The organism is Brachybacterium tyrofermentans, from assembly GCF_014897585.1.
Lineage (GTDB): Bacteria > Actinomycetota > Actinomycetes > Actinomycetales > Dermabacteraceae > Brachybacterium > Brachybacterium tyrofermentans.
Genome location: NZ_JABUXW010000007.1, coordinates 47,834 through 64,265 on the forward strand (window position 1 = coordinate 47,834; position 16,432 = coordinate 64,265).

The window sequence follows — 16,432 nt, forward strand, 5'->3', positions numbered from 1 at the left end:
CGGTTCACGCCGCGTCGACAGCAGTCTTCAGCGACCCTGCCTCGGCGGCGTCGCCGGTGAACGTCTCGCCGTCGATCAGCACGGTCGGCGTGCCCTCGGCGCTCTGGCGGGCCTCGGGCTCGACGACATCCTGGACCCAGGGGATGTAGGTGCCCTCGGTGACGCAGGAGCTGACGTCGGCGCCGGTCGCCTCGCCCACCAGGTCGGACAGCTCCTCATCGGTGAGGCCGGACTCCCCGGGCTGGGAGTCGAACAGCGCCGTCTCCGCCGCGAACCACGCCGCCGGGTCCGCGTCCTGGGAGTACGCGCAGATCGCGGCGTTCGCGGCGCGACTCGAATAGCCGGCCGGGGAGGAGTTCGGATCGAGCATGGGGCGGGGGTGCAGGCGCAGCGTGATCTCGCCGTCCTCGGCCATCTGCTGGAGGTCCGCGCCCTGGGCGTCGTGGAAGGTGGCGCAATGGGGGCACAGGAAGTCGACATAGACGTCGACGACGGGGCGGCCGTCGGCCGCGGCGCTCAGCTCGAGGTACGGCGCGTCGACGTCGACCTCCGGGGGCAGGACCAGGTCTCCTGTGCTCGTGCCCGGGCCTGCGGGGACCTCCTGATCCGTGCGGCCGCTGGTGTACAGCACGCCGCCGACGACCAGTCCGACCACCACGAGCAGCGCGAGGCCCAGGCACGCGATCGCGGCGATGATCCCGACCACGAGCGGAGTGCGGGAGCGGGGAGGGGTCGGGGATCCGTGCATGCCCGGAAGCCTACTCAGGGTGTCGGGGCCATGAGACATCCTGGAGCGATGAAGACCTGGAACACCGGATCGGAACGAGCCGACGACGCCGTCCCGGGGCGCGCTCCCGACTCGGGGCGTGCTCTCGGCCCCGGACGTGTCCTCGATCCGGGCGGGCCGGTGCCGCGCGAAGCGATCGCCTCCCAGCACGGATGCCCGGGATGAGCGGTCAGCTGCTCCCGCCCCTGCTTCCGCTGCGGGCGGTGCGCGATCACCCCCTGGCTCCGGCGGACAGGTCGATCTGGCCCGCGACGCTGCCGCCCGTGCGCCAGCTGCTCGACGACGGTCTCGAGCTCGGACAGATCACCGTGCTGACCGGCGACAACGGCGCCGGGAAGTCCACCCTCGTCGAGGCGATCGCGGGCGCCTACGGCCTCAACCCCGAGGGCGGGGGGACCGGCGCCATGCACTCCACCCGCACCACGGAGTCACCGCTCGCCGACCACCTCCAGCTGGTGCGCGGCGCAGGCGCTGCGAAGTCCGGCTTCTTCCTGCGCGCCGAGACCATGCACTCGCTGTTCACGTACTACGAGGAGATCGGCGTGGGCGGCATGATGCACGAGCGCAGCCATGGCGAATCGTTCCTCGAGCTGGTCGCCGAGCGCTCACGGATCCGTGGGCTGTGGCTCCTGGACGAGCCCGAGTCCGCGCTGTCGATCAGCGGATGCCTCGCCCTGCTCGGACTGCTGCGCGAGCTGGTGGCGAACGGCTCGCAGATCATCCTGTCCACGCATTCCCCGGTGCTCGCCGCGCTGCCCGGCGCTGATCTCCTCGAAGTGGGCCCATGGGGTCTGCGGAGCGTCGCCTACGACGACCTCGACCTGGTGCGCACCTGGCGGAGCTTCCTCGACGCCCCGCAGCGGTTCCTCCGCCATCTGGATGTGTGATCCGAAGGACGTGCTCACGGCTTCAGCCGATGCCGCTCCCAGACGCCGTCGGCCCCGAGCGAATAGGCGATGCGGTCGTGGAAGCGGTTCTGCCGGCCCTGCCAGAACTCGACGCGCTCGGGGTGGATCCGGAGGCCGCCCCAGAAGTCCGGGCGCGGGATCACCTGCCCGTCGAACCGCGCCTCAGCCTCCGCATACTGCGCATCGAGCTCGGCCCGCGACCCGATCTCGCGGGACTGATGGGAGGCCCAGGCGCCCAGCTGCGAGCCGCGCGGACGCTGCACCCAATAGGCGTCGGACTCACCCGCAGGCACGGGCTCGACTCGGCCCTCGATCCGTACCTGCCGCTGGAGCGGATACCAGGGCAGCAGGAGCGCCGCGCGAGGGGTGATGTCGAGTTCCGCGGCCTTGGACGAGGCGAGATTCGTGTAGACGACGAATCCGCCCTCGTCGTGCCCTTTCAATAGCACGGTGCGCGAGCGTGGTCGCGGGGAGCCGTCGGGATCCAGTGCCACGGTGGAGAGCACCACGGCCGACGGGTCCGAGAGGTCGCCGTGCTCCTCGCGCCGGGCGAACGCCTCGTCCATCCAGACGTCGAACAGGGCCAGCGGGTCCTCCGGGGCGTCATCGGCCAGCGACCCGGAGAGGTAGTCGAGGCGCTCCGCGGCGAGACGGTGGTCGGCAGGGTGGAGGTCGCCAGAGGCGATGTCGGCGCGGCTGTCGGTCATACCCGTGATCCTAGGACTCCGTGGGGGATCGGGCCGGGCGGGCGCCCGACGACGATTCGGGAAGGGGCTGCGCGGGTGATCGGTGCTGGATCGGGGTGTTCAGGCGGTGGCGAGACTCCCGGCGGCTTGGCCCTGGTGGCCCTGGTGGCCCTGGTGGCCCCGGTGGCTTCGGTGGGTGCGGGCGTGGGTGCCGCGCTCGCGGCGGAGCAGCGCGAGCTGCCGACGGCTGCGGCGCGGGCCGCCGTCGCTCGTCGCGATCTCCAGGGTGCTGGGGTCGAGGCCGCGCTCGGCGGCCAGGGCCTTGGCAGCCCGCAGCTCGTGGAGGGCTTCGACGTCGCCCCAGGCGGCGGGGAGCGGGCGGTAGTCGATCAGGTGGTCGGAGGTGGCTCGGGTGCGGCTGGTGGCGATGGTTGCGTTTCTCATGCTTCGACTATCCCCGCGAGCACGGGGCCGGCGCGTCCGACGGGGAGCGCGAGGCCGTCATCCTGCAGGTGGATCCTGGGGCCGACGCCATGCCACTCACGGGGGACGGGGATCGGTGGAGTGCGTGATCCTTGCTGTCTCAGAGCAGTCCTGCCAGCCGCTTCTCCATCCACTCGTCGGTCTCGGTGGCTGATCGGAGGTGTCCGTCCGCGTCGCGGAACTCGTAGGTGGTCGTCTGCAGCTCACCGGTGCCCGCGTAGCCCAGGCGCTCGTAGAGACGCCGAGCGCCCGGATTGTCGAGGCCGACCCGGAGGCGAACCGCGGTGGCCGGAGCGCATCGTTTCTCAGCAGCGTGCATCAGGTCCGTGCCGATGCCGCGACCCCGGGCGGCGGGCAGCACCCCGACATTGCGGATCTCCGCGATCCGCCCTGGCCGCAGCTCGGCGACTCCGAGGGGCGAGCCGTCGACGACCGCGAGGAGGAAGACGCTGCTCCCTTCGTGGGCGAGGTCGAGCCAGGCGGGGAGGGCATTCGCCCAGGAGCGGGACGCCCGGGCGACCGCGCCGCTGTCGTTGTCGGAGAGCACGCGGATCTCGGCCGCGGCCATGGGGTCGATGGGCTCATCGTGGCGGAGCATGCCGACGTCACCGCACCATACGGAGGTCGCGGATGTTGGCGAGCTGCTCCTCGACCTGGGTCGCACCGTCGGGCGTGAAGCCGAGCTTCTCGTAGAAGCGTCGTGCGCGGGGGTTGTCCTCGGCGACCCAGACGCTCGCGGGGCCGCCCTCGAGGATGTCCTCGGTCAAGGCTCGTGCCACGCCGGTGCCCAGCCAGTTCTCGTCGAGGTAGAGCACGGACAGCTCGCGCGGCCGTACCGGTTGCGCGTCGCGCGGCGGCCAGGAGGCGGCCAGACCGATCACGACGCCCTCCGCGTCGCGGCCCACCCGGTATACGCCCTCGTCGGCCGCTCGGGTCCCGGGCGTGAGCCAGTGGGTCCAGTGCTCGATCCGGCGGTCGATCGCCTCCTGCCTGAACCACTCGTCGCCGGAGATCAGGTGCGCATAGGCGATCTCCCAGCCGCGCACGTGGATCCGGGCCAGCGCCGGCACATCCTCGAGCGAGGGGGTGTCGATCGTGAAGGTGGGGCCGGAGGTGGTCATGCCGGACAGGGTAGGCGCTCAGGCCGATGACGAGATGCTCGTGGTGGACCTCGTGATCGGTGCGCCCGGCGCTGCGATCGACGGCCGGGCGAGTCCGCTCCTGACCGCTCGGCGCGGCTGAACGGTGCGGCCGAGTCCTCGCCGGACTTCACATCAGGTACCTGCAACCCGTAGTATCACCTAAAGGCCGGGTGTCGGGGAGTCCTCCGCAGCGCCCGGAGACACCGCCGTCGAAGGAGATCCCTCGTGCCCGAGGCCGTCATCGTCGCCACAGCCCGCTCACCCATCGGCCGCGCCCGCAAGGGCTCGCTCAAGGACGTCCGCCCGGACGACCTCGCCGCCCAGATGATCCGTGCGGCCCTCGACCAGGTGCCGCAGCTGGACCCCAGCACCATCGACGACCTGCAGCTGGGCTGCGCGATCCCCGAAGGGCAGCAGGGCGGCAACCTCGCCCGCACCGTCGCGATCCGTCTCGGCCTGGACGCCGTGCCCGGCGCGACCGTCACCCGCTTCTGCGCCTCCTCGATCCAGACCACGCGCGCCGCCTTCCACGCCATCGTCTCGGGCGAGGCGAAGGCCGTGATCTCCGCGGGCGTCGAGTCGATCTCCTCCAGCACCGGCAAGCTCATGGAGGAGGACGCCCGCGACCCGCAGTTCCGCGAGGCCTGGGAGCGCACCGAGAAGCGCGCCAGCCGGGAGATCCCCGCCCCCTGGCACGATCCGCGCGAGGACGGCGAGCTGCCCGACGCCTACATCCAGATGGGTCAGACCGCCGAGAACGTCGCGGAGCTGCGCGGCATCTCCCGCGCAGCCCAGGACGAGTACGCGGTGCGCTCGCAGAACCGCGCCGAGGCCGCGAAGGCCTCCGGGTTCTTCGAGCGCGACATCACCCCCGTCACCCTGCCCGACGGCACTGTCGTCGCGTCCGACGACTCCCCGCGCGCCGGCGTCACCCTCGAGTCCGTCGGCGGCCTGGATCCCGTCTTCCGCCCCGACGGCACCGTCACCGCCGGCAACTGCTGCCCGCTCAACGACGGCGCCGCCGCGCTCGTGATCATGGAGGCCGAGTACGCCGAGGAGCTCGGCATCACCCCGCTGGCCCGCGTGATCTCCACCGGAGTGACCGGCCTGAGCCCCGAGATCATGGGCCTCGGTCCCGTCGAGGCCACCCGACGGGCCCTCGCGCTCGCCGGGATGAGCATCGAGGACATCGACCTGGTCGAGTTCAACGAGGCCTTCGCCGCGCAGGTCCTCCCGTCGGCCGAGGACCTCGGCATCGACCACGACAAGCTCAACGTCCACGGCGGCGCGATCGCGCTCGGCCACCCCTGGGGCTCCACCGGTGCCCGGATGACCACCACCCTGCTGAACGGCCTGCGCGAGCGCGACGGCCGCTTCGGCCTGGCCACCCTGTGCGTCGGCGGCGGGCAGGGCATGGCCCTCATCATCGAGAGGATCTCCTGATGACCAGTACGAACAGCACGCGTGACATGACCAGCACCCCCTGGAACGCCCCCGCCCCCGGGCACATCTCCCTCGGCGGCAATCCCGGCAGTGCCGATGACGCCGTGCGGGACTCCGTGGTGACCGACCGCGCCGTGGTCTCCGCTCCGGATGCGTCCGCCGCGACGCCTGCCGAGCTGCTCCCTGTCACCGCAGACCACTTCTCTCTGTTCCAGGACGTGGCCGGCGAGGACCTCGCGGCCTGGCGCGACGCGCGCTCGCTGGCCGCCGAGGTGCTCCCGCAGATCAACGACTGGTGGGACCGCGGCGAGTACCCGATCGAGCTGATCGGTCGTCTCGGCGACCTCGACCTGCTCACCGACGGTCTCGACGTCCCCGGGCATCGCGCGCTCACCCCGCTCGCGACCGGCCTGGTCAACATGGAGCTCTCGCGGATCGACGGCTCCGTCGGCACGATGGTGGGCGTCCAGGGCGGGCTCGCCCTGCGCTCGATCATGCTGCTGGGCTCGCCGGAGCAGAAGCAGCGCTGGGCGGAGCCGCTCGCGAGCGGCACCGAGTACGCCGCCTTCGCCCTCACCGAACCCGATCACGGCTCCGACTCCGTCTCCCTGGAGACCGTCGCCCGCCGCGACGGCGAGAACTGGGTGCTCTCCGGTGAGAAGCGCTGGATCGGCAACGGTGCGGGCTGCCGCGTCTCCGTGGTGTGGGCCAGGGTCGACGACCCGAGCGACGAGGCCTTGAACGGCCAGGTCAGCGGGTTCCTCGTCGACCAGTCGCTGCCCGGCTACGAGGCTGAGGTGATCCGTGGCAAGGTCGCCCTGCGCGCCATCCACCAGGCCCACATCACCCTGAGCGACGTGACGATCCCGCTGGATGCGCGGCTGCCCGGCGCCCGCTCCTTCAAGGACACCTCGAGGGTCCTGTTCGCGACCCGTGCGGGTGTGGCCTGGGGTGCCCTCGGCCATGCGACCGCCTGCTACGAGGCCGCGCTCGAGCACGCCACCACCCGCATCCAGTTCGGGCGCCCGCTCGCCAAGGCGCAGAGCGTCCAGGTGCGCCTGGCCTCCATGCTGCAGACGCTCACCTCGATGCAGCTGTACTGCGTGCGGCTCGCCGAGCTCGAGGCCGCCGGCACGATCCGCCCCGAGCAGGCCTCGCTGGCCAAGGTGCACAACACCCGCGCCGCCCGGGAGATCGCCTCGGACGCCCGTGACCTGCTCGGCGGCTCCGGCATTCTGCTGGAGAACCGCGTGGTGCGCCACCGCAGCGATATCGAGGCGCTGCACACCTACGAGGGCACCGACACCATGCAGTCGCTCATCGTGGGTCGCTCGATCACGGGGACCAGCGCCTTCGTGTGAGCCCCGCGCCGGCCCGGTCCGGCGCCGGGCGATGCCGGCTCAGGTGCGGGCGGCAGCGCCCGCACCGAGGGTCCTCACCGGGTCACAGCCCGCGCAGCTCCTCGACGAGGGCCTCGGACGGCTCGCCGGGGCACAGCTGAGAGGTCCAGGTCCGCTCCTGGGTGCCCTCGTAGCGAACGCGCACCTCGCCGCTCGGGTCCTCGCAGGTCGAGGGGTCGTGCTCGAGGAGGAGCGTGTTGAGATCGGCCAGGACGGGACCGATGAGCGACCAGGGTGCCAGGAAGCGTGCGGTGCCGGTGGTCGCGTAGGGGTCCTCCTGCTCGGTGAGGGATCCGCCCCAGCCGTCCGGGACGTTGCCGGCGGTGATGTACGTGCCCTCGGCGAAGCCGTCGCCGTCCAGCGCGTAGGTCTCGACCGGGGCGGATTCGTCCGGACCGTCCCCGGCCCAGGGGCGGAACTCGACCGTCCAGTCGGCGGCGGGCCGAGCGAGCTGTTCGACTCTCTCTCCCTGGGAGTCGCGGACCAGGACGTTGAGCTCGCGCAAGGGGGATTCCGGGTCGCAGTCCTGCATGGACGATGCATGGGTGATCGATCCGGAGACCTCGACGGTCTGCAGGCCGGCGTCCATGCAGTCGATCCTCTCGTCGGCAGGGACCGACGGCTCCCAGTCCAGGTAGGTCTCGGTGGCCTGCTCGAGGTGGTCGCGATCCTCCGCGCTCAGCTCCTGCTCGACGGAATAGATCTCCGTGCCGTCTGGCAGCACGTACCGCTCGGTGAGGGTGTGCTCCCCGATCTCGATCGTCGTCTCGCCGTAGTACCCGTCGGGCATGGTCTGCGGGTGGGTGAGGGTGATGACTTCGGTCGCGGCGAGATCGGGTCCGCCGCCCAGCCCCGACAGACTTGGCATCGCGCAGGCGCCCAGCATCAACGTGCTCCCGGCGAGCAGCGCGATGGCCCGGACGGCTCGTGTCGTGATCATCGGGCCCCAGGGGATGCAGCTCATCGCGCCCGGCCTCACAGCCCGCGCAGGGTCTGCGCGAGGGCCTCGCTGTGCTGACCGGGGCAGAGCCGGTACGTCCAGGTCTGGGCGGGCTTCCCGTGCTTGGTCATCCGGATCTCCCCGGTCTGGTCGCCGCAGCCGAGCGTCTTCTGGTTCAGCAGGAAGGCGTTGAGGTCGGTGAGCACGAGTCCGGTGTTGTCCCAGCCCAGAGGTGCCCCGCTCCCCTCCTCGGGAGCCAGATCGGCGCCCCAGTCGGCCGGAGCGTTCTGCGCGGTGATCCCCATGCCGATCTCGTGCTGTGCTGCAGAGAGCTCGTAGCGCTCGATCGGGGCGGACTCGTCCGGGCCGCCCCCGGCGGGGCCCTCCTCGGTCCAGGGACGGATCTCGATCGTCCAGTCGTCGATCGGGTGGGCGAGCTGCCCGAACAGCTCGGGCTCCGCATCGCGGACGGACTGCTTCAGCGTGTGCAGGGGTGTGTCGTCCGCGCAGTCCTGCACGTCGGAGTCATGGGTGATCGATCCGGAGATCGAGACGCTCGTGGCCGCGATGTCGGTGCAGGGAGCGCGCCGCTTCTCCGAGAGCTTCCCCTCCCAGGCCACGTACTTCCCGGCCCGCACCTCGATGAGGTCGCGTGCCTCGGGGTCGAGCTCGTCCGTGGTCTCGTAGATCTCCGCCCCGTTCGGGAGCTCATAGCGCTGGCTGATCGTGTCGGCCGCGACGGTCGTGGAACCGTGCCCGAAGTACCCGAACATCCCCGCGGCGGAGTTGCCGATGGTGATGACGTCGTCGTCGGCGAGCTCAGGACCGTCCCCGGCGGGCAGCAGCGAGCAGGAGCTCAGCGCGAGCGTGAGTGCGCCGAGCAGGGCCAGCGCGCCGGGTCGTCGTGCAGTCGTCATGGTTCCCCCTCGTCCGGGCTCCCCCGAGCCGTGTGCGGTCAGCGTACTGGGGGGTGCCGCGCCACGACGATGGGGAGGAATCCCCACGCTCGGTACTCGACTCAGGCGCCCCCGAGCGGCAGCTTGCGCTCGAGCTCGGCCCGCCAGGGGCCCAGGTCCCAGCCCTGCGCCGCGACCCAGTCGTCGTCGAAGTAGGTGTCCGCGTAGCGGTCGCCGCTGTCGCACAGCAGCGTGAGCACCGAGCCGCTCTGTCCACGGTCGCGCATCTGGGTGATCAGCTGCGCGGCCGCCACCAGGTTGGTGCCGGTCGAGGCGCCGACACGCCGCCCCAGGTGCTCCGACAGGTAGCGGGCGGCGGCGACCGACGCGGCATCGGGCACCCGGATCATCCGATCCACCACTCCGGGCATGAAGCTCGGCTCGACCTGTGGGCGGCCGATCCCCTCGATCCGGGAGCTGTGCTCCGTGGTGACCGTGGGGTCCTGCCGCACCCAGCCCTCGAAGAAGGCGGAGTTCTCGACATCGGCGACGCACAGCGCGGTGGGCAGGCTGCGATACCTCAGCAGACGGCCGAACGTCGCGCTGGTGCCGCCCGTGCCGGCGCCGACGACGATCCAGCGCGGCACCGGATGCGGTTCGAGCTCCAGCTGCTCGAACGCGCTGACGGCGATCGAGTTGTTCCCGCGCCAGTCGGTGGCCCGTTCGGCATGCGTGAACTGGTCCATGAACAGTCCGCCCTGCTCGTCGGCCAGCCGCTGCGACTCGGCGGCCATCTGCTCGGCGTGGTCCACGTAGTGGCAGCGGCCGCCGGCCGATTCGATGAGCGCGATCTTGCTGGTGCTGGTGGACCGCGGCACCACCGCCACGAAGGGGATCTCCAGCATCTTGGCGACGTGCGCCTCGCTCACGGCGGTGGACCCCGAGGACGCCTCGATCACCGGCATCCCCGGCCGCAGCTGGCCGTTGACCAGGGCGAACAGGAACAGCGAGCGGGCCAGCCGATGCTTCAGACTGCCCGAGGCATGCGTCGACTCGTCCTTGAGATAGAGCTGGATGTCCCAGCTCGCGGGCAGGTCCACGCTCACCAGATGGGTGTCGGCGCTGCGGCGCCCGTCGGCCTCGAGCCGATGGATCCGCTCCGCCACCCATCCCCTCAGGGACTCATCGCTGCGATCCAGGTCCTCGAGCTGCTGCGGCCACATCGCGGTGTCATCCATGCGACGACCGTACCTGGGGGAGGAGGCTCGGTCTGCCCGGAGACGGCGGACCCTCGCGCACCAGCCCTCGCGGCTCCGATCGTGCACACTGTCGGGAGGCACGAGATGCTCGGCCGCGCTCTGGAGACGAACGACGATCGGTACGAACGACGAGACGATCGCGACGGATGACGAGTGGTCGACGGAGCGGCTGGTTGACGTAGTGAGCGGTTGACGGAGGAGTCGACAACGGGGCGGGGGGACGGATGACTGCGCGCACGACGGTGGACGATGCTGCGTGCCGCACAGAGCGCCGACGCACCGGCCGTGTCCCACTGCTGCTCTCCGCCGCGGCGCTGCTCACCGCCTGTGGTGGCGTGGTGCCTCTGCCCGCGGGAGAGGCCGTCGCGCACTACGACGAGGTCGCCGCGGAGCTCACCTCCGCACTCGGCGAGTCGACCGGTCAGGAGTGGAGCCTTCTCGAGCACCGGCGGGAGGTGCAGGAGCGAGAGGGGGTGTGCCGGTATTCGCCGGGCGACTGGGAGACCGGGACGACCCTGCCCGGCGTCTCCGGGGACGACGGATGGGACGAGATCATCGCGGCAGTCGACCCGGTGCTCGTCGAGCACGGGTTCTCCGAGCTCGGACGCCCGACGCGACAGGGAGCGCTGTACCTGGTCCGCGCCGCGGACGAGCACGGGGCCGAGGTGACGCTCTCGGCGCAGGGAACGCTCCGCATCGCCGATGCAGAGATCACGACGGAGTCCTGCTCCGCAGAGTCGCTCGCCCTCTGAGCGGGTGGCGGCGCTGAGTGCTGATCACTGATCACTGAGCGCTGAGCGTCGGCCTCGACGAGGGGTGCCGGGACGATCGCCGCTGTGGCCGATCTGCTCAGACGGGGGAGCGCGTGCCGGCCGCGGGATGTGCTCCACGAGCGCGGTGGGCCTCTTCACGGCTGCGCAGCAACACGACTGTGCGGGCATCGTCCCAGCGCATGAGCAGGTAGTAGGCGAGAGGCAGCGCGACGGTGACCGCTGCGCGCCCTGCGAACGGCGCGTCATGGGGCAGCCAGGTGGCCAGCAGGCAGCTCACCGCGATGAACACCGAGCTCGCCACCCGTGCCGGCGTGAACGCGGGAGCGATGAAGGCTCCCCAGCACCGGATCTGTGCCGTGATCCCGAGCGTGCCGAACAGTGCCAGGAGCACGAGGAGGAGCAGGAGCCGGGCGATGATCGGCAGGGGAAGCACCTCGAAGAGCAGCGCCGCCATGGCACCGTAGAGGATCGCCTCCGCCACATGCACAGCGCGAGGGACGCGGCGGGGTGTGGGGAGGGCGCCGGTCGACGTCGTCATCTCGGACCTCCTAGGGCGTTCCACCGTACGTCACGAGCCGCCGTCCGAGCACGGTGTCGAGAAGGCTCAGGGCGTGCGGACGGCGCCGAAGGTGACTCGTCGCCGCAGCGCGAAACCGAGCTTCTCGTAGCCGCTGATCGCCCCCGTGTTGGCGGCCGACGCGTGCAGCAGGGCCCGGTCCCCGCGCTGCTGGATGTGGAAGGCGACGTCGAGCACGAGGCGGGAGGCGAGGCCCTGTCGGCGGTGGTCGGCGTCGACCGCGACCGCGCTGATCTCGGTCCAGCCGTCGGGGTGCAGGCGCTCCCCGGCCATCGCGATCAGGCGCCCCTCGCGGCGGATCCCGACGTACCGCCCCAGCTCATGGGTGCGGGGCAGGAACGGTCCCGGCTTGGTCCGTTCGACGAGGGCGAGCATGTCTGGCGAATCCGCGGCACCGAGCTCGAGGACCTCGGGGTCGGGGCGGGCGCGCAGACGAGCCGTCTGTGCCAGCTGGACGCCGGGGATCGAGAACACCCGCTCCCAGCCCTCGGGCAGCACGGGGTCGGCATGGGAGACACCGACGGTGGCGCCGTGCCCGAACACGTCCAGGATCGCCTCCCACACCTCGGGGTGCTCCCAGTCCTTCACCCCGACGAAGGGGGAGACGTCCTCGGGGAAGTGCTTGACGAGGTCGTTCCCGACCGCCTGGTGCGCGTGGTGGCCGGTCAGCGAGGACCAGACGGGGTTGTCCAGCACGGGGTCGTCCAGCACGGCATCGCTCAGCTCGGAAGTGTCCGGCAAGGAAGGGTCCGGCACGGCATCGTCCGCGATGTCGGGTCCTTCGGGCGAGGGCTCGCGGGCGGACTGGTCCTGCAGGGTCATCAGGCTCCTCGGGAGGCATCGGAGATCGGAGAGGAGCGTCGCTCCGTCGGCCCTTGGAGCCGACGCAGCGACGCTACTCCCGATGGCCTGTGGTGCCCAGAAATGTGTCGCAGAGCAGACGCTCGCGCCCAGAGTCGCCCTGTGACGCGCGGCGGCCGCCCCGTGCGAAGCAGCCGCCCCGTGCGAGACGGCCGCGTTGAGGGTGATCAGGTGATCAGGCGACGAGGCTGTCGATCTGGTCGATCGCGGAGCGCGAGCCCTCTTCGACGCCCATGTCGAGCACCGTCTGGAGACCCTCACGGGTTCCGAAGGTCGTCACGTACCTCGCCAGGGTGGTCCCGTCCTGTTCGGTGAAGGTGCTCACGCAGGTCGAGGTCGGCATCTCGGGGTTCGGGGCGAAGCTCTCATCCGCGAAGCCGTCCTCGTAGCTGAAGGAGGAGGGCTCCTCGACCGTGAGCACGTTCCAGTACCCGTAGACGTGATCGCCTTCCGGGCCGGTCATGTAATAGGTGACCCGACCGCCCGGGGAGAGATCGTGGTCGACCACCGTGGCCGGGTACTCCGGCGGGCCCCACACCTTCTCCAGCTGACGCGGGTCCGCGTAGATGTCCCAGATGCGCTGAACGGGTGCGGCGAACTGCGCGGTGATGGTCAGAGTGAGGGCGTCGAGGTCGTGGCTGATATCGGTGACAGGCATGATCAGTCCTTCGGGTGGGACGGGGGCGTCGGAGCCGGGTCGGCCTCGGCGTCGAGGAGATCGTCGATGCGGGCGATGCGCTCGCGCCAGACGGCTTCCAGCTCGGTGAGCAGCTGCGCGGCGGAGCGCACGGTGCCGGCGTCGCCCCGGGTCAGGGTCTCCCGGCCGGTGCGGCGGCGGGTGATCAGGCCTGCTCGTTCGAGCACGCCGACGTGCTTCTGCACGGCGGTCAGACTCATCGAGTAGTTCCTGGCCAGGGACGATACCGACTGCTCGGTGACCAGGACGCGTCGCAGGATGTCGCGGCGCGTCCTGTCCGAGAGGGCGTGGAACCAGGCGTCGACCCGGTCGTCGGAGATCTGATGCACACGACGAACCTACAACCTGACGGTTGTGGTTAGCAAGGCTTCCTTCACAAGTTCTCCATTAAAGAACAGTTGGTAGTTAGGTCAAGAGATCGTAAAGTCGCTTCCGGGGACGACGCAGTCCCTGCCGGAACCAACGAGGCGATCCGTCTCGGACCGGGCCGATTTCACGGGGGAGTGAACACAATGTCTGCAGGAACGCGTGGTGGGCGCCGAGTGCGCAGAGGGTCGATGCTGATGGCGGTGATGGCGACAGGGGCACTCCTGAGCGCCTGTGGTGGAGCCCCGGCTCCGGACAGCGCCGAGGGGGCGCGTGCCGGAGGAGCCGAGGGGCAGGGCGCGGTCGTGGCGGACGCGGGCTCCGGAGCCGGCACCGGCGCCGACGACGCCGCGGCTGTGGTCGACAAGAGCGCCGACAAGCATGTCGGCAAGAGTGTCGACAAGGCTGCTGGCACGGCTGCTGACGGCGGCGCCGACAAGTCGGCTGCCGATGAGACGGGTGGGGCGGGTGACCACAGCTCCCAGGGGAGGAGCGCAGAGCATCGCCACGACGAGGGCCGGGGGGACGGCGGCCACGGTCGGGGTGGTGACGAACAGGGTGGTGACGACCAAGGTGACAACCAGGGTGGCGACGACCAGGGTGGCGACCAGGGTGGTGGCGACCAGGGTGACAACCAAGGTGGCGACGACCAGGGAGACGGCTCGGACAGCGGAACCCCCGTCGATCTTCCTGCCGACTGGGCCGGGACCATCTCGACCGAGACTGTGCCCGCCTCCAACGGGACCCAGTACTTCGTCATGAACTATCTGTACGGGGAGGATCGGGCCGTGACGTCGATGACCGGCGAGGAGGTCGCGGGCCAGGAGTTCTTCGGCGGGACGGACGTCGAGTGCGAGGGCATCGCCTCGCTGGCAGGATCCTCGGCGAGCTGCCTGCTCACCGAGGGATCGCAGGAGCTCCCGATCGAGGCACGGCTGGTTCCTGTGGCGTTCGGCCATTCGGCGCTGCTGCTCAGCGCCGACGCCGACGGTCTCACGGAGCTGTCGATCCCGGAGGGCACGCCACTGGGACTCTGGGGGGCTGGGGTGGCGGAGCTCGAGAACGTCACTGCGGCGGATGTCGAGGATGCCGCGTTCAACGCGGTGCTGATGGCCGAGCACCCCGATGGTGATGTCCCGCCGGAGATCCCCATCGACTGCACCGTGCTCGACACCGGTGCGCACGCCACCTGCGAGGTCGCCGGAACGACCGACGGGGGCGGTGACGGCACCTGGTACGCCACCGCTCAGTCGGGGTTCGGATCTGACGTCACGTACCTGTTCTCCCAGTTCCCGGTCTGACCAGGGTGGGACGGGGTGGGGGCCCCGTCCCGTATCCGCGGTGCGCCGTGCTTCCCGGGGAGGGGGAGGCGCGGCGCATCGTGCTGTCCGGGCTCATGCGGATCCCTCCGGCCCGTCCTGGTCACGACGGCGCGCCGGGTGCGGCTCACGCCTATGCTCGTCCCATGGAGCAGCAGCGGGGGACCCCGTCCGGCTACGACTGGGAGCGTGGGTCCCTCCCGTCGGAGACGGAGATCTTCGCGCCAGCGCTCTCGTCCACGCCCGCAGCAGAGCGTCGGTCACCCGGCGCCGCCGGCCCGGATCCGCAGGGCGAACGGCCCTCGCGCGGCTTCCCGCCGTGGGCGATCGTCGCCATCGTCGCGCTGCAGGTGGTGGCGCTGGTCGGCTCCGTCGGCCTGATCGTCGGCGGCGCACTGCGGCTGCTCGATCAGGATCCGGACCCCGACCCGGCCGCGGCGCCCGCCACGCGCTCCGGGCAGACGCAGGAGGCCGCGCCGGACAAGACCCCCGGAGTCGTCACCGATGACCAGGGTGAGGAGCTCTCGGACGGCACCGGCGGCTTCGACGACCCGGCCGTCGTCGGTGAGCACACCCTCAGCTGGACGACGTGGACCGGCGGCACGATCAGCGTGAGCGCCCTCGCCGTGGATCTCGATGCGAGCCTTCCGGGCGCCCGGGGCACGACGGTGGTCGAGGACGGCTACCGGCTGGTCGAGGTGGCCTATCAGGTCGTCTACGACGGGCCGGGGCAGCTCGCCCCCGTCGAGGAGCTGTGGATCTCCGGGGAGTCCCACCGCGCCTACTACCAGGACATCGCGCAGGGGCTCCTCCCCGATCCGATGCAGGAGGTGCGGCCGCTCGGCAGCGGGCAGAGCGCCGAGTTCCACAGCCTGCTCCTGCTCCCCGACGACGAGCTCGACGGGCTCCGGCTCGGGGTGGAGACCTACAGCGGCGAGATCCTCTACTTCGACCCGCGGTGACCACTCGCTGCGTCGTCCCGCAGCAGCCCGGGTGCGTTAGCGTTGCCCGAGACGCACGGATCTTCGCCGCGCGCCGCACGCCACGCTGAGGAGGGGGACCCCGGCGCACGCCCGGCACACCATGGACCAGTCATCTCTGCGCACCCCTGCCCCGACGCCGCGCACCGAGCCGATGGGCGCCGGCGGGCCCGACGGACAGCGCCCTCGCTCCTCCCGGACGACCTTCTTCGCCGGTATCGGATGCGTCGCCCTGATCCTGGGACTGCTCCTCGGTGTGGGCGGCTTCTTCGGGGTGCGTGCCGTCACCGGCGGTGACCCGTCGGAGACTGCTGGCACCGAGACCGGCGGGACCGGGGAATCCCTCGAGGCCGCGCCCGTGGGCAAGGAGGCGGCTGTGCCGATGGGCACCACCTTCCCCGTCGTCTCGCCCGACGAGTACATCGGCGAAGTGCAGGTCGCCGTCACCGAGATCGACTGGGACGCGACCACGGAGGTCGCGGAGGCCAACACGTTCAACGACGCCCCCGGGTCCGGCGAGAAGTACATGCTGACCACGCTGGAGGCGGCCTTCCGCGGCGAGGGCACTCTCTCGACCGCGTTCTGGGTGAGCGTGACCTACGTGGCCGAGGACGGCACGGAGTACGGCGACAGCTATGCCATCACGCCCCTCCAGTCCCAGCTGCCCTGGGAGGTCGCCGACGGGACCGACTTCTCCCAGCAGATCGCCTTCCTGATCCCGCAGGACGCCCCCGAGGGCGGGCACATCGTGCTCTCCCCGGTCGTCGCCGCGGACCTCGAGGAGGGCACGTGGGTGACTGCGGCCTGACTGTGCCAGGCCGCCCGGGACCCTGCCCGACCGTGCCAGGCCGCGCGGGAGCATGCCCGGCTGTGCCGGACCCTGCCCGACCTCGCCTGAGCGCTGCGGCCGCGGTG

20 protein-coding genes are annotated in these 16,432 nt (G+C 71.1%); 8 read left to right on the forward strand and 12 right to left on the reverse strand.

Annotation, left to right across the window (positions count from 1 at the left end; genetic code table 11):
• Positions 1–4: 4 nt before the first annotated feature.
• Positions 5–748 (reverse strand): DsbA family protein, encoded by a 744-nt coding sequence (locus tag INT49_RS06515; protein ID WP_193116914.1) that lies wholly within the window; start codon positions 746–748, stop codon positions 5–7.
• 200 nt (positions 749–948) lie between these two features.
• Here INT49_RS06515 and INT49_RS06520 point away from each other — a divergent pair, with 200 nt between their 5' ends.
• Positions 949–1,674, forward strand: coding sequence for an AAA family ATPase (locus tag INT49_RS06520; protein WP_193116915.1), 726 nt, complete (start codon positions 949–951; stop codon positions 1,672–1,674).
• Positions 1,675–1,688: 14 nt separating this feature from the next.
• On the opposite strand, the gene pdxH is transcribed toward INT49_RS06520, so the two are convergent.
• The 4 genes from pdxH to INT49_RS06540 form a co-directional block, all read right to left on the reverse strand.
• Complete coding sequence (pdxH, locus tag INT49_RS06525; RefSeq protein ID WP_193116916.1) at positions 1,689–2,402, reverse strand: pyridoxamine 5'-phosphate oxidase; 714 nt, start codon at positions 2,400–2,402, stop codon at positions 1,689–1,691.
• A gap of 99 nt (positions 2,403–2,501) precedes the next feature.
• On the reverse strand, positions 2,502–2,825 hold the full coding sequence (locus tag INT49_RS06530; protein ID WP_193116917.1) for a hypothetical protein: 324 nt from the start codon (positions 2,823–2,825) through the stop codon (positions 2,502–2,504).
• Positions 2,826–2,964: 139 nt separating this feature from the next.
• Positions 2,965–3,462 (reverse strand): GNAT family N-acetyltransferase, encoded by a 498-nt coding sequence (locus INT49_RS06535; protein WP_193116918.1) that lies wholly within the window; start codon positions 3,460–3,462, stop codon positions 2,965–2,967.
• A gap of 7 nt (positions 3,463–3,469) precedes the next feature.
• Positions 3,470–3,985, reverse strand: a complete 516-nt coding sequence (locus tag INT49_RS06540; protein WP_193116919.1) for a GNAT family N-acetyltransferase — start codon at positions 3,983–3,985, stop codon at positions 3,470–3,472.
• On the opposite strand from INT49_RS06540, the gene INT49_RS21380 reads away from it, so the two are divergent.
• From INT49_RS21380 to INT49_RS06550, 3 genes are all read left to right on the forward strand, one after another.
• A complete protein-coding gene (locus tag INT49_RS21380; RefSeq protein WP_264298753.1) occupies positions 3,984–4,106 on the forward strand; it encodes a hypothetical protein in 123 nt (40 codons plus the stop codon). The two genes, INT49_RS06540 and INT49_RS21380, sit on opposite strands and share 2 nt — an antisense overlap.
• Positions 4,107–4,231: 125 nt before the next feature.
• The gene (locus INT49_RS06545; RefSeq protein ID WP_193116920.1) at positions 4,232–5,449 is read left to right on the forward strand and encodes an acetyl-CoA C-acetyltransferase; all 1,218 of its coding nucleotides are present in this window, start codon (positions 4,232–4,234) and stop codon (positions 5,447–5,449) included.
• The gene (locus INT49_RS06550; RefSeq protein WP_193116921.1) at positions 5,449–6,810 is read left to right on the forward strand and encodes an acyl-CoA dehydrogenase family protein; all 1,362 of its coding nucleotides are present in this window, start codon (positions 5,449–5,451) and stop codon (positions 6,808–6,810) included. The genes INT49_RS06545 and INT49_RS06550 overlap by 1 nt, the downstream gene beginning before the upstream one ends.
• Positions 6,811–6,892: 82 nt before the next feature.
• Here the strand turns inward: INT49_RS06550 and INT49_RS06555 are convergent, their stop codons facing one another.
• The 3 genes from INT49_RS06555 to INT49_RS06565 form a co-directional block, all read right to left on the reverse strand.
• Positions 6,893–7,789 carry a hypothetical protein gene (locus INT49_RS06555; RefSeq protein ID WP_193116922.1) on the reverse strand — a complete coding sequence of 299 codons (897 nt, stop codon included), beginning with the start codon at positions 7,787–7,789 and terminating at the stop codon, positions 6,893–6,895.
• Between the two features lie 35 nt (positions 7,790–7,824).
• Positions 7,825–8,706, reverse strand: coding sequence for a hypothetical protein (locus INT49_RS06560; protein ID WP_193116923.1), 882 nt, complete (start codon positions 8,704–8,706; stop codon positions 7,825–7,827).
• A 101-nt stretch (positions 8,707–8,807) separates the two neighbouring features.
• Entirely contained in the window at positions 8,808–9,923 is a 1,116-nt protein-coding gene (locus tag INT49_RS06565; RefSeq protein WP_193116924.1) for a PLP-dependent cysteine synthase family protein, read from the reverse strand.
• Between the two features lie 245 nt (positions 9,924–10,168).
• On the opposite strand from INT49_RS06565, the gene INT49_RS06570 reads away from it, so the two are divergent.
• Positions 10,169–10,696 (forward strand): hypothetical protein, encoded by a 528-nt coding sequence (locus tag INT49_RS06570; protein ID WP_193116925.1) that lies wholly within the window; start codon positions 10,169–10,171, stop codon positions 10,694–10,696.
• A 97-nt stretch (positions 10,697–10,793) separates the two neighbouring features.
• Here INT49_RS06570 and INT49_RS06575 read toward each other — a convergent pair whose 3' ends face one another.
• From INT49_RS06575 to INT49_RS06590, 4 genes are all read right to left on the reverse strand, one after another.
• Positions 10,794–11,255: a hypothetical protein gene (locus INT49_RS06575; RefSeq protein ID WP_193116926.1), complete on the reverse strand. Its 462-nt coding sequence runs from the start codon at positions 11,253–11,255 to the stop codon at positions 10,794–10,796.
• 66 nt (positions 11,256–11,321) lie between these two features.
• Positions 11,322–12,116 carry a GNAT family N-acetyltransferase gene (locus INT49_RS06580; RefSeq protein ID WP_193116927.1) on the reverse strand — a complete coding sequence of 265 codons (795 nt, stop codon included), beginning with the start codon at positions 12,114–12,116 and terminating at the stop codon, positions 11,322–11,324.
• 214 nt (positions 12,117–12,330) lie between these two features.
• Positions 12,331–12,813: an SRPBCC family protein gene (locus INT49_RS06585; protein ID WP_193116928.1), complete on the reverse strand. Its 483-nt coding sequence runs from the start codon at positions 12,811–12,813 to the stop codon at positions 12,331–12,333.
• 2 nt (positions 12,814–12,815) lie between these two features.
• Positions 12,816–13,181: an ArsR/SmtB family transcription factor gene (locus INT49_RS06590; protein WP_193116929.1), complete on the reverse strand. Its 366-nt coding sequence runs from the start codon at positions 13,179–13,181 to the stop codon at positions 12,816–12,818.
• 228 nt (positions 13,182–13,409) lie between these two features.
• Between INT49_RS06590 and INT49_RS06595 the strand changes: the two genes are divergently transcribed.
• From INT49_RS06595 to INT49_RS06605, 3 genes are all read left to right on the forward strand, one after another.
• A complete protein-coding gene (locus INT49_RS06595; protein ID WP_193116930.1) occupies positions 13,410–14,519 on the forward strand; it encodes a hypothetical protein in 1,110 nt (369 codons plus the stop codon).
• Positions 14,520–14,683: 164 nt separating this feature from the next.
• Positions 14,684–15,499 carry a hypothetical protein gene (locus tag INT49_RS06600; RefSeq protein ID WP_193116931.1) on the forward strand — a complete coding sequence of 272 codons (816 nt, stop codon included), beginning with the start codon at positions 14,684–14,686 and terminating at the stop codon, positions 15,497–15,499.
• Positions 15,500–15,620: 121 nt separating this feature from the next.
• Entirely contained in the window at positions 15,621–16,325 is a 705-nt protein-coding gene (locus tag INT49_RS06605; RefSeq protein ID WP_193116932.1) for a hypothetical protein, read from the forward strand.
• Positions 16,326–16,432: the final 107 nt, after the last annotated feature.